Consider the following 18,785-nt stretch of genomic DNA (forward strand, 5'->3'; position numbering starts at 1 on the left):
GGCGGTCGGGCCCGGCGGTCGGGCGGAACGTCAGGCGTCCGTCAGGCGGCGCGGACCTCGTGGGTGTCGCCGGTGCGGCCGATGTGGGCGCAGGTGCGGGCGGTGGCGTGCTCGCGGCGGCGGGCGAAGGGCCGGGGGAGTTCGAGGTTCACGAAGCCTTCGGCCTGCATGGCGGCGAAGCCGATGCGGGGGAGGTCGCGGCTCTTGCGGTAGACGACGAAGCGGGGTTCCCAGCGGGGCTGGAACTTGGCGTTGAACTTGTAGAGCGACTCGATCTGGAACCAGCGGGAGAGGAAGACGAGCAGGCCGCGCCAGAGTCGCAGGACGGGGCCGGCGCCGATCTTCTCGCCGCGGGCGAGGGCCGCGCGGAACATGGCGAAGTTGAGGGAGACGCGTTCGATGCCGAGTCGGGGGGATTCCTGGAGGGCGGCGACGATGAGGAGCTCGTTCATGCCGGGGTCGGCGGAGCGGTCGCGGCGCATGAGTTCCAGGGACATGCCGTCCGTGCCCCAGGGCACGAAGTGGATGATCGCCTTCAGGTCGCCGTACGGGGAGTCGGGGTCGTCCTTGTGGGCGGTCGCTATGACGGCCTCCCCGTCGCCGGGGTCGCCGATCCGGCCCAGGGCCATGGAGAAGCCGCGCTCGGTGTCGGTGCCGCGCCAGTCGGCGGCGGCCCGTCGTACGCGTTCGAGTTCACCGTCGGAGAGGTCGCGGACGCGCCGGACCTTGGTGGTGTAGCCGTTGCGTTCGATCCGCTTCACCATCTGGCGGACATTGCGCATCGCGCGCCCGCTGAGGGAGAAATCCGCGACGTCCACCACCGCCTCGTCGCCCAGCTCCAGGGCGTCGAGGCCGGTCTCGCGGGTCCAGACCTCGCCGCCGGTCTCGGAGCAGCCCATGACGGCGGGGGTCCAGGAGTGGGCCTTGGCCTCGTCCATGAAGCGTTCGATGGCGCCGGGCCAGGCCTCGACGTCGCCGATGGGGTCGCCGCTGGCGAGCATGACGCCGGAGACGACGCGGTAGCAGACGGCGGCCTTGCCGCTGGGGGAGAAGACGACGCCCTTGTCGCGGCGGAGGGCGAAGTGGCCGAGGGAGTCGCGGCCGCCGTGCTTGTCGAGCAGGGCGCGCAGCCGGGTCTCGTCGTCCTCGGTGAGCCGGGCGGCGGGGTGTTCGGGGCGGAAGGCCAGGTAGATGGTGGTGAGGGCGGTGAGCATACCGAGGGCGCCGAGGGAGTAGCCGACGGTCCAGTCGACGTTGCCGGTGTAGCCGACGGGGCCTTCGAAGCCGAAGAGGCCGTAGAGGACGTGCTCGAGTCGGTCGGTGAGGCTGGGGCTGCCGATGACGCGTCGGGGGTGGGCGCTGACGACGACGAGGCCGAGGGCGATCGATCCGGCGCCCATGACGACGAAGTTGGCGAGCGCCTTCCAGCGGCTGCGGGGGTCGGGCAGGGCGGCGAATTCGCCGCGGTGGCGGAGCAGCAGGGCGAGGAGGGCGAGGGAGAGCAGGGCGCCGAGGACGGAGTGGCGCCAGACGAACTGGGCGGCGGCGCCGAGCGGCAGCAGGATGACGGCGGCGCGCCAGGCGCGGCGCTTGTGGCGCTTGAGGCCGTGGGCGAGGAGCAGCAGCAGGACGCCGGCGCTGAGGGAGAGGGCGGCGGAGAGCGGGCCGAGCGTTCCGGGCAGGACTTCGGCGATCGCGTGCATCCGGCTGGTGCGGAAGCGGGGGAAGACACCCGCCGCGATGTCGATCAGTCCGATGAGCGTGCAGGCGGTGCCGACGAGGGAGGGGACCTTCTCGGGGCGAGGGCCGCGCAGAATCCGGCGTACCCGATCCGGAACCGATCGTGATTTGTCCCCATCTACCGTGACAGACATCGCTTCCCGTGCTTCCCGTGATCCGCGAGAGATTGGTGGTCCGGCGGCCACGCGGTGGTCAGGGGCGGGCCGGGCCGGAGGTTTTGCTCCCTCTAGGACGGCAGTGCGGGGAAGCGGGTTCACTCGCTCACAGGAAATTCTCGACGAAAGAAAGCTCGAACGACTCATGGGTCTCACCAGCAACAATGTTCTGGGCGTTGCCGTCACGCTGGCCGTGGTGCTGTTCGCCGCCACGATCTGGCTCTGGCCGCGGCTCGCCCGCGGTGGCTGGCGGGCCGTCCTGGGCCGGATCGGGCTGCTGCTCGCGACGCAGCTCGCGCTGTTCGCCTCGGTGGGGCTCGCGGCGAACAATTCGTTCCTCTTCTACGGTTCGTGGGCCGACCTCTTCGGACAGGAGCAGGACCTCGGGGTGGTCGTGGACCACTCGGCGGGCTCGAAGGACATCAGGGTCGTCGGTACGCAGGCGCTGGACGTCCCCGGCGGCGGCCGTCCCTCGGTCGGCGGACAGATACAGAAGATCGTCGTCTCCGGCGAGAAGTCGAAGATCGACTCCCCGGCGTACGTCTATCTGCCGCCGGAGTACTTCCAGGAGGCGTACGCGAAGAGCACCTTTCCGGCCTCCGTCGTCCTGACCGGCTACCCGGGGACGGCCGAGAACCTGATCAAGGGGCTGAAGTACCCGAAGACGGCCTTCCTGCAGGTCAAGGCGGGGAAGATGCGGCCGATGATCCTGGTGATGCTGCGTCCGACCGTGGCGCCGCCCCGGGATACCGAGTGCGTGGACGTCCCCGGCGGCCCGCAGACGGAGACGTTCTTCGCCGAGGACCTGCCGAAGGCGGTCTCCGAGACGTACCGGGTGGGGACGAAGGCGCGGAACTGGGGGTTCATGGGGAACTCCACCGGTGGCTACTGCGCGCTGAAGATCGCCCTGCACCACCCGGACCGGTTCTCGGCGGGTGCGGGTTTCTCGGCGTACTACAAGGCGGCGGAGGACGTCACCACCGGTGACCTCTTCCACGGGGACGGTGCGGCGCGCAAGCGGGCGGATCTGCTGTGGAGTCTGGACCACGCGCCGCAGGGGAAGTCGTCGTTCCTGGTGACGACGTCGAAGAAGGGCGAGGGGAACCTCAAGGGGACGCTCGACTTCATCAAGAAGGTGAAGGCCCCGGCGCGGGTCTCCTCGATCACGCTCGACAGCGGCGGTCACAACTTCAACACCTGGAACCGGGAGATTCCGCCGGGCCTGGTGTGGATGAGCGGGCGGCTCAGCGCGAGCTGAGGGTTTCGGCGGGGGCGGCGCCCGGCTCCTTCGACGGGGTCGCCCGGCGCAGTGCCCGGTGGACGGCGGCCGGGGTGAGGACGCCGACGCACCGGCCGCCGGCGGCGGGGTCCACGACGGGGAGCCAGCCGGCGTCGTCCCGCATGAGCGCGGCCAGTGCCTCCCGGAGGGAGGCGCCGAGGGCGACGGGCTCCGGGGCGGGGCGGGTGCGGCCGGGTTCGTCGGCCGAGAGCCAGCCCTCGACGCGGCCGTCGGCGTCCAGGACGACCGACCAGGGCCGGGTGGCGGGGTCGCCGGGCCGGTGGACCGGGACCTCCTCCAGGGCGGTGGGGTCCACCGGGGTGACGGAGAGCCGCTTGAGGCTGCGGTCCGCGCCGACGAAGTCGGCGACGTACGCGGTGGCGGGGGCGCCGAGCACGGTGGCCGGCGTGTCGAACTGCTCGATCCTGCCCTGCCCGTAGACGGCGATGCGGTCCCCGAGGCGGACGGCCTCCTCCAGGTCGTGGGTGACGAGCAGGACGGTCTTGCGGACCCGGGACTGCAGGCGCAGGAACTCGTTCTGCAGGTGCTCGCGGACGACCGGGTCGACGGCGCCGAAGGGTTCGTCCATCAGCAGGACGGGCGGGTCGGCGGCCAGGGCGCGGGCCACGCCGACGCGTTGGCGCTGGCCGCCGGAGAGCTGCTCGGGGTAGCGGCCGCCGTACGTCTTCGGGTCGAGGCCCACCAGTTCGAGGAGTTCGGCGGCGCGGGCGCGGGCCTCGGTGCGCGAGGCGCCGAGCAGGTGCGGGACGGTCGCGGTGTTGTCGAGGACGGTCCTGTGCGGGAAGAGGCCGACCTGCTGGATGACGTAACCGATCCGGCGGCGCAGCCGGACCGGGTCGACGGTGGATATGTCCTCTCCGCCGAGGAATACGCGGCCCTCGGTCGGTTCGACGAGCCGGTTCACCATCTTCATCGTGGTCGTCTTGCCGCAGCCGGACGGGCCGACGAGCGTGACCAGTTCACCCTCGGCGACCTCGAAGGAGAGGTCGTCGACGGCGGTCGTGCCGTCCGCGTACCGCTTGGTCACATGCTCGAACCGGATCATGGTTCCCATTCTGGCCCCAGGTGACGGGGCGCGTGTGAAGGGCGTGTTGCCGCATCGTGGCGGTCCTCGGCGATTGTCAGTGGCGGGGGTTAGGGTCGCCAGACATACGTTCGGAAGTACGGGCGCCCGGGGGGAGGGCAGATGAGCGCGGCGAACTGTCTGGTGACGAACGACTGGATCTGCGGCGAGTATCTGCGCACCCGCGGCCAGGAGTTGACCGACGCGACGCTCCAGCACGTGGGAATCACCGTCGTGTCCGTGCTCATCGGGCTCGCCGTCGCCTTTCCGCTGGCGCTGCTGGTGCGGGCCAGGCCGCGGCTCGCGGGACCGGTGCTCGGACTGACGACCCTGCTCTACACGATTCCGTCGCTGGCCATGTTCTCGCTGCTGCTGCCGTTCTTCGGCCTCTCGGCGGCGCTGGTGGTCACCGGCCTCGTGCTGTATTCGCTGACGATTCTCGTACGGAACATCCTGGCCGGCCTGGACGCGGTGCCGGCCGAGGCGCGGGAGGCCGCGCGGGGCATGGGGTACGGACCGGCCAGGCTGCTGTGGGAGGTCGAACTCCCGCTGGCGCTGCCCGCCCTGATGGCGGGGATACGGATGGCGACGGTCTCCACCATCGCTCTGACCACGGTCGGAGCGATCATCGGACGCGGCGGTCTCGGGAATCTGATCGAGGACGCGCTGCCGACCTTCTTCAAGGCCCAGGTGCTCGCCGCCTCGGTGCTGTGCGTGCTCCTGGCGGTCGTCGCGGACCTGCTCCTCCTCGGCGTGCAGCGGCTGCTCACGCCGTGGACCCGCATACGGACCGGGCCGGGAGGCGGGTGAGATGGGGATCGTGGCGGACGCCTGGAGCTGGCTCACCACCGGCGCCAACTGGTCCGGTGACGGCGGGATCTGGCACCGGCTCGCCGAGCACACGTACGTGAGCGGGGCCGCGCTGCTGCTCGCCTGCGCCGTCGCGCTGCCGCTCGGGCTGTGGCTCGGACATCTCGGCAAGGGCGGCGCGACCGCCGTCAACGTCTCCAACGCCGGGCGGGCGGTGCCCGTCTTCGCGGTCCTAGCCCTCTTCATGGTGTCGCCGCTGCGCAACGCCGGCTATGCCCCGACGGTCATCGCGCTGGTGCTCTTCGCGGTGCCGCCGCTGCTCACCAACGCGTACGTGGGGATGCGCGAGGTGGACCGGGCGGTGGTGGAGGCCGCGCGCGGGATGGGCATGTCGGGCGGACAGGTCTTCCGGCGGGTCGAGCTGCCGCTCGCCCGCCCGCTGGTGATGACCGGACTGCGCTCGGCCGCCGTCCAGGTGGTCGCCACGGCGACGATCGCCGCGATGGTCGGGCAGGGCGGCCTCGGCCGGATCATCACCGCCGGGTTCAACACGTACAACACTCCGCAGGTGGTCGCGGGTGCGCTGCTCGTCGCGCTGCTCGCCCTGCTGGTGGAGGCCGTGCTGGTGGGCGCCGACCGGCTGCTCGGCCGGCGCGCGGGAGACGACGGAACGACCGCCGGAACGACCGCCGGAACGACCGCCGGAACGACCGACGGAACGACCGACGGAACGACCGGCTGAACGACCGACCGACGGAACGACTGGGATGGGTGATCTCGTGAGCAGGACCTCGCGTATCGCGGGTGCGGTAGTGGGCATGGCGGCGCTGACCGTCTCCCTCGCCGCGTGCGGCGGCGACAGCCTGGAGGAGGGCAAGGCGGGCGGCGCGCCGGGCTCGGGCTCGGGGAAGGGCTCGCTGGTCGTGGGCGCGGCGGCGTTCACGGAGTCCAAGGTGCTCGCGGAGCTCTACGCGGGGGTGCTGAACGACGCCGGATACTCCGCGACCGTCACCACGGTGAAGAACCGTGAGTTGTACGAACCCTCGCTGGAGAAGGGCGAGATCGACGTCGTACCGGAATACGCCGCGACGATCGCGGAATTCCTCAATGCCAAGGTGAACGGCCCCAAGGCGCCCGAGGAGAAGCCGGTCGCCTCCGGTGACGCCGCCGCCACGGTGGAGGCGCTGAAGAAGCTCGCCGAGCCGCGCGGACTGAAGGTGCTGGCTGTCGGCGAGGCCGTCGACCAGAACGCCTTCGCGGTGTCGAGGGAATTCGCCGAGAAGAACAAGCTGAAGACGCTTTCCGATCTCGGCCGCGCCAAGCTGAAGGTGAGGATCGCGGCCGGTGACGAATGCGAGATACGGCCGTTCTGCGCCCCGGGCCTGAAGAAGACGTACGGGATCGACGTGACGGGGATCGACCCCAAGGGCGTCGGGACGCCGCAGTCCAAGCAGGCGGTCAAGGACGGCGTGGACCAACTGGTGCTGACCACCACGACGGACGCGACCGTCGACAGCTTCGGACTCGTCTTCCTCACCGACGACAAGAAGCTGCAGAACGCCGACAATGTGCTGCCCGTCGTCAATGCGAAGGACGCCGGATCGCCGGAGATAGCCGCCGCTCTCGACAAGATCACAAAGGTGCTGACGACGGCCGATCTCGCCGAACTGAACCGCAAGGTGGACGCCGAGCGGGCGAAGCCGGCGGACGTCGCGAAGGCCTATCTGGAGTCGAAGGGGCTGGTCAAGAAGTAGCCTCCGGCTAAGGGGAGTCGGCCCGGTCCGGCGGGGCCTCGGCCCCGCTGACAAGAAGTGGCCAAGAGATTGCCGGGCCGACACCCCATAGGGCGCCTACGCACGGTAAATTTCAGGCCATGCCACGTGGACGCCACCGCCATTCCCCTCCCCTGCACAAGCTTCTGCCGCCCACCGCGATCGCCGGAGCTTCGGTCGTCTGCGCCGCGAGCGCCTGGCTGCTCGCCGATCCCGTGGCGCTGCGGCTGCTCGTGGCCGCGGCCGCGGCGGCCGCCGTCACCGGTGGCGTCATCATGCGCGGCTGGGACCGGAGCGCCGGGCGGCAGGTCGCCGAACTGACCCGCGCGCGGACCGCGGACCAGTGGAAGACCGAGGAGCGGATAGCCGAGCTCGAGGCCGACCTCGAAGAGTCCCGCGAGCTGCGGGCCAAGCTCGACGCCAAGCTGCGCGCCAAGCGGGTCGAACTCGCCGGACTGCGCGGCGAGCACGCCGAACTGCTGCGCCGGTACGCCACCGCCGAGACCGAGCGGGCCAGCGCCCTGGAGGGCCGCCGGCAGCTCGCCCTGGAGGCGACCTCACCGGCGAAGGCGCTGTCCGCCGCCGGATCGTCGCCCACCCCCGACGCCTACCGCCGGGCCGCCGACGCCCTGCGCGACCTCGCGCGCAACGCCGCGGCCCAGGAGGCGCGCCGCACGGCCGAGGCCGCCCGCAGCCGCGATCTCGCCGAGCGCGCCCGGGAGACGGAGGAGCCGCAGGGGAAGCACGCGGCGGCCGCCGGTACGGAGCAGCACGCTCGGCCGTCGACCGCCGCGGTACCCGTCCATGGCACCAAGGCGTCCGCCGTACCCGCGATCAGGGCCGTCCCGGCCGCGTCCGCGATCGTCCCGTACGCCGCCCGCCGTCCCGCGCCCCGCCCCGAGGGGGGCTTCGACTTCTTCGGTACGCAGAAGGCGGCGGCCGCGATCGAGGCGGTGCAGGACGCGGACCTCGCGGACGTGGTGGGCGAGGAGGTCCTGGCGACGGTACGCACCGGCCGCGGCCTTGAGCAGCGGGCGATCGGCCAGGTCATCGACCTGACCGCGCACGACGAGACGGAGCAGCTCGACGTGGCCGAGCTGCGCGGCGCGGTCGGCTCCTGACAGGACTTGAGGGGCGGGGCGGGGAGCGGTGGGCTCCCGTCCCGCCCCTTGTCGTATTCCTGGTCGACCTACTTGTCGATGTCGCCGACGACGAAGAAGAGCGAGCCCAGGATCGCCACCATGTCGGCGACGAGCGTGCCGGGCAGCAGCTCGGTCAGGGCCTGGATGTTGTTGAACGACGCCGAGCGGAGCTTGAGGCGGTACGGCGTCTTCTCGCCCTTGGACACCAGGTAGTAGCCGTTGATGCCGAGCGGGTTCTCGGTCCAGGCGTAGGTGTGCCCCTCGGGGGCCTTGAGCACCTTCGGCAGCCGCTGGTTGATCGGCCCCGGCGGCAGCTCCGCGAGCCGGTCGAGGCAGGCGTCCGCCAGCTCCAGCGAGTTGTGCGTCTGCTCCAGCAGGCACTCGAAGCGGGCGAGGCAGTCGCCCTCCTCGCGGGTGACGACCTTCAGCGTGTCCCGCAGCTCCCCGTAGGCCAGGTACGGCTCGTCACGGCGCAGGTCGAAGTCGACGCCCGAGGCCCGGGCGATGGGCCCGCTCACCCCGTACGCGTGCGCCGCCCGCGGGCTCAGGACGCCGACGCCCCGCGTACGGCCCCGGAAGATCTCGTTGCCGAGGACGAGCTTGTCGTACACGTCCATCCGCGACCCCACATCGGCGACGGCCTCCCGAGCCCGGCCCAGCCACCCCGCCGGCAGATCCTCCTTGAGGCCGCCGACCCGGTTGAACATGTAGTGCATCCGGCCGCCGGAGACCTCCTCCATCACGGCCTGGAGCTCCTCGCGTTCCCGGAAGGCGTGGAAGACCGGGGTGATACCGCCCAGTTCGAGCGGGTACGACCCGAGGAACATGAGGTGGTTCAGCACCCGGTTGAGCTCGGCGAGCAGCGTCCGGGTCCAGACGGCGCGCTCGGGGACCTCCATGCCGAGCATCCGCTCGACGGCCATGACGACACCGAGCTCGTTGGAGAAGGCCGACAGCCAGTCGTGGCGGTTGGCGAGCATGATGATCTGCCGGTAGTCGCGCGCCTCGAAGAGCTTCTCGGCGCCGCGGTGCATGTACCCGATGACCGGCTCGGCGTGCTGGATCACCTCGCCGTCCAGGACCAGGCGGAGGCGGAGCACGCCATGGGTCGAGGGATGCTGCGGCCCGATGTTCAGCACCATGTCGGTGCTCTCCGCCGCCCCGCCGATTCCGACCGTCGTCTCCGTCATGGGGCACAGTATCCCTCGCCCACCGCCCCGACCGTCCGCCGCCCGCCGGACCCGCCTCCCCTGCCCACTGGACATGCCTCCCGTGCCCGCCGGACCTGCGTGGCGTGGCCCCCGGACTTGCCTCCCGCGCCCGCCGGACCCGCCTCCCCTGCCCGCCGGGCCCGTCTCGCTTGGCCGCCGGGCAGCGGCGCCTAGCGGATCCGGCGGGTCAGCCACAGGAAGTCGCCGAGCCCGCTCCGGGCCGTCAGTTCCGCCGCCTCTCCGGCCGAGGCGAGGGCCCGCACATAGGCGGCCGGGTCGCTCGACGCCAGTGACAGCGGCGGCCGCTCCCCGCTCACCCCGAGCCGCCTCAGCGCCTCCCGCTGGGTGACCAGCTCGCCCCCGGGGCCTCCCAGCGAGGCGACCGCGTCCATCGCCACGTGCGCGGTCAGGTCGCACGACCCGTCCGGCACCGGTTCCACCTCGCGCCCCGCCCGGAAGCCGGTCAGCGTGCCGAAGGGCGGCCTGGACGCCCGTACATGCCCGTAGTCCACCGCCACCGCGAGGCCGGCCTCCAGCGCCGCCACCGCGTCCGCCCAGGCCTCGTCGCGAGCCCGGCCGATCTCCGCCCGCTCGCCGGGCTCCCGCAGCGGCCACCACCGCTCCAGCCACTCCGCGTCCGGGCCCGTGACCACCTCGCCGAGCCGCTCCTCCGCCGCGCCCGCGCCCGCCGCCGACCCCGCCTCCGACCCTCCCACCGCCCGGACCTCGACGTACCGGACGGCCCCTGCCTCGTCCACCTGCGCGACGTCCACCGGCACGTTGTCCAGCCACTCGTTCGCGAAGAGCAGCCCGCGCGCCCCGCGCGGCACCCGGTCCGTCCACACCACACGCGGATCGAGCCCTGCCGGCCGGGCCGCGCGCTCCACGCCGTAGGGCCGTACGCGAAGCCCGTCGGGCACGGCTGCCAGGACCCCCGTCAACAGCTCGCCGCGCCCCGCACCCACATCGACCAGCGCGATCTCGTCCGTGCCGAGATCGTCCGCCACCTCCGTCAACAGCCGTGCGACGGCGGCCGCGAACAGGGCGGAGGCGTGCACCGAGGTACGGAAGTGCCCGGCCGGGCCCTCGGGGCTCAGATAGAAGCCGCCCGGTCCGTACAGCGCCCGCTCGGCGGCCTCGCGCCACCGCCGCCACCCGCCGCGTTCCCGCCACTGACACGTCTCATCCGTCACGGCCCCAGTCTCCACCTTGCGGAGTACGGGCCTCCCGCGAAGGATCGGCCGCACGGTTGACCCCTGCACCTATCCGGCTTCCTTACGCTTGGTGACGTGCAGCGCCTCTACGACTTCCTCCGCGGACACCCGACGGGCGTCGACACCTTCTGGGCCGTCGTCCTCTTCGGGCTCTCGCTGCTCTGGGTGGGTACGAACTACCCGCCGGTCGCCGACCCCGTCGCGTACGGCGTGGTCGCCGCGCTGTTCTCCCTCGTCGTCGCGCTGCGCCGCCGCGCGCCCCAGCGGATGCTGCTGCTCGCGGTCGCCCTCGGCCTGGCCCAGCTCGCCTTCGGGCTGATGCCGTTCTTCGCGGACTTCGCGATCCTGGTGATCATCTACACCGTCGCCGCGCACGACGGGCCGCGCTGGGCCTCCCGCCTCGCGCTCGTCGGCGGCCTGAGCGCCGCCCCCCTCTCGATGCTGCGCTGGCCCTCCGACGCGCCGGGCTCCGCCCTCGCGCACGTCTTCTTCACGGTGATCATGACCGTGCCGTTCGCCCTGGCCTGGGTGCTCGGCGACTCCGTGCGGACCCGCCGCGCCTACTTCGCCCAGCTGGAGGAGCGCGCCACCCGCCTGGAGCAGGAACGGGAGGCGCAGGCCAAGGTCGCCGTCGCCGCCGAGCGGGCCCGGATCGCCCGCGAACTGCACGACGTCGTCGCCCACAACGTCTCCGTGATGGTGGTCCAGGCCGACGGCGCCGCCTACGTCCTGGACTCCTCGCCGGAGACGGCCAAGCAGGCACTGGAGACCATCTCGTCCACCGGCCGCCAGGCGCTCGCCGAGATGCGCCGGCTGCTCGGCATCCTGCGCACCGGCGAGCACGAGGAGGCGGGGGAGTACGTCCCGCAGCCCGACGTCCAGCAGATCGAGGACCTCGTCGAGCAGGTCAGGAACGCCGGCCTGACCGTCGACTTCCGGATCGAGGGGACGCCGAGGCCGCTGCCGAGCGGCGTCGAGCTCACCGCGTACCGGATCGTCCAGGAAGCCCTCACCAACTCCCGCAAGCACGGCGGCCCCGAGGTCGGCGCCAGTGTCCGCCTGGTCTACTTCGACGACGGCCTCGGTCTGCTCGTCGAGGACGACGGCCGGGGCGCGACCCAGGAGATGTACGAGGACGGGGGCGCCGACGGCCGGGGCCACGGCCTGATCGGCATGCGGGAGCGGGTCGGCATGGTCGGCGGCACCCTGGACGCGGGGCCGCGTCCCGGGGGCGGCTTCCGCATCAGCGCCCTGCTCCCCCTGAAGCCCGCCCACTGACGATCCGAAGGAACCACATGTCCATCCGCGTGATGCTCGTCGACGATCAGGTGCTGCTGCGCACCGGCTTCCGCATGGTGCTCGCCGCCCAGCCGGACATGGAGGTCGTGGCGGAGGCGGGCGACGGTGTGGAGGCGCTGGAGGTGCTGCGGTCCACGGCCGTGGACGTGGTGCTGATGGACGTACGGATGCCCAAGCTCGACGGGGTCGAGGCGACCCGGCGGATCTGTTCGCAGCCCGACGCCCCGAAGGTGCTGATCCTGACGACCTTCGACCTCGACGAGTACGCCTTCTCGGGGCTGAAGGCGGGCGCGAGCGGCTTCATGCTGAAGGACGTGCCGCCGGGCGAGCTGCTCGGCGCGATCCGTTCCGTGCACAGCGGGGACGCGGTCGTGGCGCCGTCGACCACGCGCCGGCTGCTCGACCGCTTCTCGCCGATGCTGCCGTCGTCGGGGAAGGACCCGCGGGCCGCCGACAGCGGGATCGACCGGCTCACCGACCGGGAGCGCGAGGTGATGCTCCTGGTCGCGCAGGGCCTGTCGAACGGCGAGATCGCGGCGCGGCTGGTGCTGTCCGAGGCCACGGTGAAGACGCACGTCGGCCGCATCCTGACCAAGCTGGAGCTGCGCGACCGGGTGCAGGTGGTGGTGCTGGCGTACGAGACGGGCCTGGTGCGGGCGGGCGGCGGCGCGTTCTGAGACCGGTGCGGCGGTCGCGGGAACGGCCTGGACGTGTCTAGCGGAGCAGGCTCTCCAGGAAGTCGCTGCCGAGGCGGGCCACGACCGCGACGTCGACCTGGTGCAGGACGTACCGGCCGCGGCGCCGGGTGGTGAGCAGCCCCGCCTTCCGGAGGACGGCGAGGTGCCGGGAGACCTCGGGCGCCGTGATGCCGTACGCGTCGGCCAGCTCGCTCGTCGTGTAGGAGCCGCGGGCGAGGTTACGGCACATCCGCATCCGCATCGGGTGGGCGACGGCCTCCAGGCGGAGCTTGACGGTCTCCACGGGGGCGGTGCCGGCGAGCTCGCGGCCCGGGACGGGGTACTGGACCACCGGCTGCCAGCCGGGCGCGAACAGGGCGATCAGATGCGGTCGGCCGAAGGTGGTCGGCACGAACGTCAGTCCGGATCCCTTGGCGGTGGTGTGGCCCTGGACCAGCTTGTCGACGACGATCCGGGACCCCTGCTCGTCCTCCTCCAGGCTCATCGCGGGCGAGGCGGCGACGACGGCCTCGGCCAGACCCTTGCGGCGCAGCAGCTCCGTCTTGTGGCGGGCGTCGGCGGCGAGCTGGATGCGGACCCGTTGCCAGGTGTCGGAGAAGAAGGCCTCGTGGCAGTCCTCCAGGAGCCGGCGGATCCACGCGCGCGTGGAGACCGGATCGGCGAGCATCCGCTCAACGAAGGCGGCCTGGCGGGGGCCGCGGGCGGCGGCCAGGTCGAGGGCGCGCCGCCGCATCCGGGCGTCGATGAGCGGGGACGGCGCGCCGTGGGTGTAGTGCCCGGCGCAGGAGATCTCCAGGGCCGAGCTCACGTACCGCTCGTCGTCCATCCGGTCGAGGTCGTCCAGCTCCTCGGCGAGGCTCTCGCGGGGCCGGGCGGGCAGCAGGATGTCGGAGCGGGTGGACCGCCACATGAAGTCGGCCTCGTGGAGCCGGTCGGCGAGCTCCGGTTCGAGGGCGGCCGCAGTCGTCGTGACCCAGGCGTGGAGGCCGGGGTGGTGGGCGGGCTCGGAGAGCGCGTGGAGGGCTGCGCCGAGCTCGGCCAGTGGCGAGGGGCAGAAGGCGATCCGCTCGTGCGGCAGTCCGGTGATGTCGATGGTCACGCTCACGCCCCTATGGTGCGGGTCGGGCCGGGGGTGGTGTCGCGTCGGTTGACGCGCCCCGTCAATCGACCCGCCCGCACGCCCGTCTGCCCGCACGCCCGCACGCCCCGGCGCCCGCCCGGGCGTCAGCCCAGCCGGGCCAGGAAGGCCCCCACCGCGTCCCGGACGTCGTCCGCCGTCCAGGAGAGCCCCGGTTCGGTCACCGTCACCTCCGTCACCGCCACCCCGGGCGGCCCGGCCGCGCCCGGGCCGGACCAGCGGCGGAAGAGGACCGTGCCCGTCTCCTCCGTCAGGGCCAGCGACGCCGCCGTCAGGACGTCCGGGGCGTACGGGAGCCAGACCTGGAACTGGTGCGTGTGGGGCACCTCGGGGTGCACGCGGAACCACGGCACCCCCGCCTCCGCGAAGCCCGCCCGGAGCCCGTCCGCCACCACGCGCGCGTGCGTCACGTACGAGGGCAGCCGGGGCAGTTCGCACGTCAGGCCCCGGAGCGCCGACAGAGCCGCCGGGTACTGCTGGAAGACCAGCCCTCCGTACCGGTGCCGCCACACCCGCGCCTCCTCCATCACGTCCGCCGGACCGGCCAGCGCCGCCCCGGAGAGCCCGCCCAGGGACTTGTAGAAGGACACGTACACGCTGTCCGCGAGCGCCGCGATCTCCCGCAGGTCGCGGCCGAAGTGAGGGGCGCACTCCCACAACCGCGCGCCGTCGACGTGCACCACCGCGTCACGTTCGCGCGCCGCCTCCACCACCTCCACGAGCGCCTCCCAGGACGGCAGCACGAACCCCGCGTCCCGCAGCGGCAGCTCCAGCATCAGCGTCCCGAACGGCTCCGGGTGGTCCCGCACCTCCTCGGCCGTCGGCAGCCGCGGCTCGTCCGTCGGACAGACCGTCCGCAGCCCGCTCACCGCCGCCAGCGCGCCGCCCTCGTGGACCTCCGCGTGGGCCAGCGGATGCAGCGCCACCACCGGGCTGCCGGTCCGCCCGGACCAGCAGCGCAGCGCCACCTGCTGGGCCATCGTCCCGGTCGGGAAGAACACCGCGGCCGGCAGGCCGAGCACGTCCGCGACCCGCCGCTCCACCTCCTCCACCAGACCGTCGCCGTACGCGTCGAGGGGGCCTCCGTCGTCCCCCACCCGCTCGGCCCAGGCGGCCAGCTCCCGCAGGCGCCGCCCGACCGTCCCGTCGATCGGGGCGTGCCACAGCTTCCGCTCCGCCCCGCCCCACACCCTCGCCCGGTGCCGCCGGGCCGCCTCGTCGTCCATGGCCCGATCATCACACCGGCGCCCACACCCTGTGGACAGCCACGGAGACGCGCGAAACGCTGGCGTAGCATGACCAGAAATCGTCCGGTACCCCCCGCGGACTGGAACGGAAGGCCGTTGCCGCGTGAACGCATCAGCAGAACCCCGAGCGGAAGACCGACCCGCGCGACTCACCGTCGGAGTCGTCGGAGCGGGCCGGGTGGGCCCCGCCCTCGCCGCCGCACTGCAGCTCGCGGGACACCGCCCCATCGCCGTCTCCGCGGTCTCCGACGCCTCCGTGCGCCGGGCGGCGACCCTGCTCCCCGACGTGCCGATCGTGCCGCCGGGCCAGGTCGTCGCCGCGGCCGACCTCGTGCTCCTCACCGTCCCAGACGACACCCTGCCCGGCCTGGTCGAGGGGCTCGCCGAGACGGGCGCCGTACGCCCGGGCCAGCTGCTCGTGCACACCTCCGGGCGGTACGGCGTGAACGTCCTGGACCCCGCCCGCCGCGCGGGTGCCCTGCCGCTCGCCCTGCACCCCGCCATGACGTTCACCGGGACCTCCGTCGACGTCCAGCGCCTGGCCGGCTGCTCCTTCGGGGTCACCGCGCCCGTGGAGCTGCGCCTCGCCGCGGAGGCCCTGGTCATCGAGATGGGCGGCGAACCGGAGTGGATCGAGGAGGAGAACCGCCCGCTGTACCACGCGGCCCTCGCCCTCGGCGCGAACCATCTGGTCACCCTGGTCGCCCAGTCCATGGACCTGCTGCGCACGGCCGGGGTCGCCGCCCCCGACCGGATGCTCGGCCCACTCCTGGGCGCCGCCCTGGACAACGCCCTGCGCTCCGGCGACGCGGCCCTCACGGGCCCCGTCGCGCGCGGTGACGCCGGTACGGTCGCCGCGCACGTCGCCGAGCTGCGCAAGCACGCGCCCGGCACCGTCGCCGGCTATCTGGCGATGGCCCGCACGACCGCCGACCGTGCGCTCGCACACGGCCTGCTCAAGCCCGAGCTGGCCCAGGATCTGCTGGGCGTGCTCGCCGAGGGGGAATCCCGATGAGCTCCACGTCGCCGGTCTCGTCGGCGCCGTCCGTGTCGTCCTCGGCCCCCGCGGCGTCCCGGGCGTTCACCCTGGTCCGTACGGCGGACGAACTCCACGCCCTGGCGGCCCGCCACGCGGCTGCGGGAAGCACCCCCACGGCCGGGAGCAATCCCACGACAGGGAGCCGCCCCACGGCCGGGAGCAGCCCCTCGCCCGAGGACCGCCCCGCGCCCGCCCGCGCGCCCCGCACCGCCGTCGTCATGACCATGGGCGCCCTCCACGAGGGGCACGCCACGCTGGTCCGTACGGCCCGTGAGCACGTCGGTCCCCACGGCCTCGTCGTCGTCACCGTCTTCGTCAACCCGCTGCAGTTCGGCGCCGGCGAGGACCTCGACCGCTACCCCCGCACCCTCGACGCCGATTTGGAGACCGCCGCGGCGGCCGGCGCCGACACCGTCTTCGCCCCCTCCGCCGACGAGGTCTACCCCGGCGGAGAGCCGCAGGTCCGGATCACCGCCGGACCCATGGGCGAGCGCCTGGAAGGCGCCTCCCGGCCGGGCCACTTCGACGGCATGCTCACCGTCGTCGCCAAGCTGCTCCACCTCACCCGCCCCGACCTGGCCCTCTTCGGCCAGAAGGACGCGCAGCAGCTCGCCCTGATCCGCCGGATGGCCCGCGACCTGAACTTCCCGGTCGAGATCGTCGGCGTCCCCACCGTCCGCGAGCCCGACGGCCTGGCCCTGTCCAGCCGTAACCGGTACCTCTCCGGCCGCGAGCGCCGCACCGCCCTGGCCCTCTCCCGCGCGCTGTTCGCCGCGGCCGACCGGCTCGCCGCCCAGCAGGCGCTGCGCGCGCGTGCCGCCTCGCTGCCCGGCTCGGAGTCCCGGGCCGAGGCGCTTTCCCGGCTCGGTGAGGCGCGGGCCGCGGCCGACGCGCACGCCGTCGCCCAGGCGACCGAGGGCGGCGGCGCCGACGCCGTACGGGCCGCGGCCCGCGCCGTCCTCGACGAGGCCGCGAAGGCCGATCCGCCGCTCGCCCTCGACTACCTGGCCCTGGTCGACCCGGCCGACTTCACCGAGGTCGCCGACGACCACGACGGTGAGGCGATCCTCGCCGTCGCCGCGCGCGTGGGCACCACCCGGCTGATCGACAACATCCCGCTGACCTTCGGAGCCACCAAGTGACCGGAATACGGCTGCACGCGCCCGCGCCGGGCTGGGCCATCGACGCCGACGTCGTCGTGGTCGGCTCCGGCGTCGCCGGCCTGACCGCGGCCCTGCGCTGCACGGCCGCGGGACTGCGCACGGTCGTCGTCACCAAGGCACGCCTGGACGACGGTTCCACCCGCTGGGCCCAGGGCGGCATCGCCGCCGCGCTCGGCGAGGGCGACACTCCCGAGCAGCACCTGGACGACACGCTCGTGGCCGGCGCCGGCCTGTGCGACGAGGAGGCCGTCCGCCTCCTGGTGACCGAGGGCCCCGACGCCGTACGCCGGCTGATCGCCACCGGCGCCGACTTCGACAAGACGGACGCGGGCGAGATCGCCCTGACCCGCGAGGGCGGCCACCACCGCCGCCGGATCGCCCACGCCGGCGGCGACGCCACCGGCGCCGAGATCTCCCGCGCGCTCGTCGAGGCGATACGGGAGCGGGCGGTCGCCACCATCGAGCACGCGCTCGTCCTCGACCTGCTGACGGACGCCGAGGGCCACACCGCCGGCGTCACCCTGCACGTCATGGGGGAGGGCCAGCACGACGGCGTCGGCGCCGTCCACGCCCCCGCCGTGGTCCTCGCCACCGGCGGCATGGGCCAGGTCTTCTCCGCCACCACCAACCCGGCCGTCTCCACCGGAGACGGCGTCGCGCTCGCGTTGCGCGCCGGGGCCGAGGTCTCCGACCTCGAATTCGTCCAGTTCCACCCCACCGTGCTCTTCCTCGGCGCCGACTCCGAGGGCCAGCAGCCGCTGGTCTCGGAAGCGGTACGGGGAGAGGGCGCCCACCTCGTCGACGCCGACGGTGTCCGCTTCATGCTCGGGCAGCACGAGCTGGCCGAGCTCGCCCCCCGCGACATCGTCGCCAAGGGGATCATGCGCCGGATGCGCGAGCAGGGCACCGAGCACGTGTACCTCGACGCCCGGCACTTCGGCGCCGAGATGTGGGAGCACCGGTTCCCCACGATCCTGGCCGCCTGCCGGGCCCACGGCATCGACCCGGTCACCGAGCCGATCCCGGTCGCCCCAGCGGCCCACTACGCCTCCGGCGGCGTCCGCACCGACCTGTGGGGCCGGACCACCGTCCCGGGCCTCTACGCCTGCGGCGAGGTGGCCTGTACGGGCGTCCACGGCGCCAACCGGCTCGCCTCGAACTCCCTCCTGGAGGGCCTGGTCTTCGCCGAGCGCATCGCCGACGACATCGCGGCCCACGCCTCGCACCCGGCTCACGCCTCCCACCCGACGCACGCCGCGCACGAGGTCGACGCCTCGGACGCGGCCTCGGACGCGGCCCCGGCCTCGCAGGCGGCCTCCGCTGCGGGCGGCCCCGCGACCCGCGTCTCCCACCCGGTCCCGGTCCCCCACCCGGCCCCCGTGGTCGTCCCCCTCCTCGACCCGGCCGCCCGCGCCCGTATCCAGCGGGTCATGACCACCGGCGCCGGAGTGCTCCGGTCCGAGGCCAGCCTCCGCGAGGCGAGCGCGGCGCTCGACGCCCTGCACATCGGGGCCGTCGCCGAGGGCACCGCCGACCAGAAGTCCGCCGAGCCCGGCACGGAGGCCTGGGAGACCACCAACCTGCTCGCCGTCGCGCGCTTCCTGGTCGCCGCCGCCTCCCGCCGCGAGGAGACCCGCGGCTGCCACTGGCGCGAGGACCGCCCCGAGCGCGACGACACGGCCTGGCGCCGCCACCTCGTCGTACGCCTCACCCCGGAGCGGACCCTCGACGTCCGGTTCACCGACAGCCAGAACTTTCCCCCCACCGCCGCCGACGCCCCCAGGGAGCCGTAAC

16 protein-coding genes are annotated in these 18,785 nt (G+C 73.3%); 10 read left to right on the top strand and 6 right to left on the bottom strand.

What is annotated here, in order from left to right; all coding sequences use genetic code 11:
• Positions 1-41: 41 nt before the first annotated feature.
• Positions 42-1,874, bottom strand: coding sequence for a phosphatidylglycerol lysyltransferase domain-containing protein (locus tag ACF06X_RS30835; RefSeq protein WP_392290581.1), 1,833 nt, complete (start codon positions 1,872-1,874; stop codon positions 42-44).
• 166 nt (positions 1,875-2,040) lie between these two features.
• On the opposite strand from ACF06X_RS30835, the gene ACF06X_RS30840 reads away from it, so the two are divergent.
• Positions 2,041-3,153 (top strand): alpha/beta hydrolase, encoded by a 1,113-nt coding sequence (locus ACF06X_RS30840; RefSeq protein WP_392290582.1) that lies wholly within the window; start codon positions 2,041-2,043, stop codon positions 3,151-3,153.
• On the opposite strand, the gene ACF06X_RS30845 is transcribed toward ACF06X_RS30840, so the two are convergent.
• Positions 3,140-4,240 (bottom strand): ABC transporter ATP-binding protein, encoded by a 1,101-nt coding sequence (locus tag ACF06X_RS30845; protein ID WP_392290583.1) that lies wholly within the window; start codon positions 4,238-4,240, stop codon positions 3,140-3,142. The genes ACF06X_RS30840 and ACF06X_RS30845 overlap by 14 nt on opposite strands.
• A gap of 141 nt (positions 4,241-4,381) precedes the next feature.
• On the opposite strand from ACF06X_RS30845, the gene ACF06X_RS30850 reads away from it, so the two are divergent.
• The 4 genes from ACF06X_RS30850 to ACF06X_RS30865 all read left to right on the top strand — a co-directional run bounded on the left by ACF06X_RS30850 (position 4,382) and on the right by ACF06X_RS30865 (position 7,961).
• Positions 4,382-5,068, top strand: coding sequence for an ABC transporter permease (locus tag ACF06X_RS30850; protein WP_392290584.1), 687 nt, complete (start codon positions 4,382-4,384; stop codon positions 5,066-5,068).
• Between the two features lies 1 nt (position 5,069).
• The gene (locus tag ACF06X_RS30855) at positions 5,070-5,810 is read left to right on the top strand and encodes an ABC transporter permease (protein WP_392290585.1); all 741 of its coding nucleotides are present in this window, start codon (positions 5,070-5,072) and stop codon (positions 5,808-5,810) included.
• A 25-nt stretch (positions 5,811-5,835) separates the two neighbouring features.
• On the top strand, positions 5,836-6,822 hold the full coding sequence (locus ACF06X_RS30860; RefSeq protein ID WP_392290586.1) for an ABC transporter substrate-binding protein: 987 nt from the start codon (positions 5,836-5,838) through the stop codon (positions 6,820-6,822).
• A 119-nt stretch (positions 6,823-6,941) separates the two neighbouring features.
• On the top strand, positions 6,942-7,961 hold the full coding sequence (locus ACF06X_RS30865) for a hypothetical protein (protein ID WP_392290587.1): 1,020 nt from the start codon (positions 6,942-6,944) through the stop codon (positions 7,959-7,961).
• Between the two features lie 68 nt (positions 7,962-8,029).
• Here ACF06X_RS30865 and ACF06X_RS30870 read toward each other — a convergent pair whose 3' ends face one another.
• The gene (locus ACF06X_RS30870; RefSeq protein WP_392290588.1) at positions 8,030-9,172 is read right to left on the bottom strand and encodes an NADH-quinone oxidoreductase subunit D; all 1,143 of its coding nucleotides are present in this window, start codon (positions 9,170-9,172) and stop codon (positions 8,030-8,032) included.
• Between the two features lie 191 nt (positions 9,173-9,363).
• Positions 9,364-10,386: an SAM-dependent methyltransferase gene (locus ACF06X_RS30875; RefSeq protein ID WP_392290589.1), complete on the bottom strand. Its 1,023-nt coding sequence runs from the start codon at positions 10,384-10,386 to the stop codon at positions 9,364-9,366.
• 96 nt (positions 10,387-10,482) lie between these two features.
• Between ACF06X_RS30875 and ACF06X_RS30880 the strand changes: the two genes are divergently transcribed.
• Together ACF06X_RS30880 and ACF06X_RS30885 are read left to right on the top strand one after the other, a co-directional pair.
• The gene (locus ACF06X_RS30880) at positions 10,483-11,685 is read left to right on the top strand and encodes a sensor histidine kinase (protein WP_392290590.1); all 1,203 of its coding nucleotides are present in this window, start codon (positions 10,483-10,485) and stop codon (positions 11,683-11,685) included.
• 17 nt (positions 11,686-11,702) lie between these two features.
• Complete coding sequence (locus tag ACF06X_RS30885; protein WP_392290591.1) at positions 11,703-12,383, top strand: response regulator; 681 nt, start codon at positions 11,703-11,705, stop codon at positions 12,381-12,383.
• Between the two features lie 37 nt (positions 12,384-12,420).
• On the opposite strand, the gene ACF06X_RS30890 is transcribed toward ACF06X_RS30885, so the two are convergent.
• Positions 12,421-13,509, bottom strand: a complete 1,089-nt coding sequence (locus ACF06X_RS30890; RefSeq protein ID WP_392290592.1) for a DUF5937 family protein — start codon at positions 13,507-13,509, stop codon at positions 12,421-12,423.
• A 119-nt stretch (positions 13,510-13,628) separates the two neighbouring features.
• Positions 13,629-14,768 (bottom strand): threonine aldolase family protein, encoded by a 1,140-nt coding sequence (locus tag ACF06X_RS30895; RefSeq protein WP_392290593.1) that lies wholly within the window; start codon positions 14,766-14,768, stop codon positions 13,629-13,631.
• 124 nt (positions 14,769-14,892) lie between these two features.
• Here ACF06X_RS30895 and ACF06X_RS30900 point away from each other — a divergent pair, with 124 nt between their 5' ends.
• The 3 genes from ACF06X_RS30900 to ACF06X_RS30910 are packed head-to-tail and all read left to right on the top strand — an operon-like array spanning position 14,893 to position 18,784.
• A complete protein-coding gene (locus tag ACF06X_RS30900; protein ID WP_392290594.1) occupies positions 14,893-15,804 on the top strand; it encodes a Rossmann-like and DUF2520 domain-containing protein in 912 nt (303 codons plus the stop codon).
• A complete protein-coding gene (panC, locus tag ACF06X_RS30905; protein ID WP_392290595.1) occupies positions 15,801-16,970 on the top strand; it encodes a pantoate--beta-alanine ligase in 1,170 nt (389 codons plus the stop codon). The genes ACF06X_RS30900 and panC overlap by 4 nt, the downstream gene beginning before the upstream one ends.
• Entirely contained in the window at positions 16,967-18,784 is a 1,818-nt protein-coding gene (locus ACF06X_RS30910) for an L-aspartate oxidase (protein WP_392290596.1), read from the top strand. The genes panC and ACF06X_RS30910 overlap by 4 nt, the downstream gene beginning before the upstream one ends.
• Position 18,785 lies beyond the last annotated feature (1 nt).

The sequence above is a fragment of the Streptomyces sp. NPDC015346 genome, assembly GCF_043078785.1.
GTDB lineage: Bacteria > Actinomycetota > Actinomycetes > Streptomycetales > Streptomycetaceae > Streptomyces.

Excerpts from the sequence above, each read along its gene's own strand:
- ACF06X_RS30850 (WP_392290584.1), top strand. The coding sequence starts at position 4,382 with ATGAGCGCGGCGAACTGTCTGGTGACGAACGACTGGATCTGCGGCGAG.
- ACF06X_RS30845 (WP_392290583.1), bottom strand. The coding sequence starts at position 4,240 with ATGATCCGGTTCGAGCATGTGACCAAGCGGTACGCGGACGGCACGACC.
- ACF06X_RS30885 (WP_392290591.1), top strand. The coding sequence starts at position 11,703 with ATGTCCATCCGCGTGATGCTCGTCGACGATCAGGTGCTGCTGCGCACC.
- ACF06X_RS30870 (WP_392290588.1), bottom strand. The coding sequence starts at position 9,172 with ATGACGGAGACGACGGTCGGAATCGGCGGGGCGGCGGAGAGCACCGAC.
- panC (WP_392290595.1), top strand. The coding sequence starts at position 15,801 with ATGAGCTCCACGTCGCCGGTCTCGTCGGCGCCGTCCGTGTCGTCCTCG.
- ACF06X_RS30855 (WP_392290585.1), top strand. The coding sequence starts at position 5,070 with ATGGGGATCGTGGCGGACGCCTGGAGCTGGCTCACCACCGGCGCCAAC.
- ACF06X_RS30865 (WP_392290587.1), top strand. The coding sequence starts at position 6,942 with ATGCCACGTGGACGCCACCGCCATTCCCCTCCCCTGCACAAGCTTCTG.
- ACF06X_RS30835 (WP_392290581.1), bottom strand. The coding sequence starts at position 1,874 with ATGTCTGTCACGGTAGATGGGGACAAATCACGATCGGTTCCGGATCGG.
- ACF06X_RS30860 (WP_392290586.1), top strand. The coding sequence starts at position 5,836 with ATGGGTGATCTCGTGAGCAGGACCTCGCGTATCGCGGGTGCGGTAGTG.
- ACF06X_RS30895 (WP_392290593.1), bottom strand. The coding sequence starts at position 14,768 with ATGGACGACGAGGCGGCCCGGCGGCACCGGGCGAGGGTGTGGGGCGGG.
- ACF06X_RS30840 (WP_392290582.1), top strand. The coding sequence starts at position 2,041 with ATGGGTCTCACCAGCAACAATGTTCTGGGCGTTGCCGTCACGCTGGCC.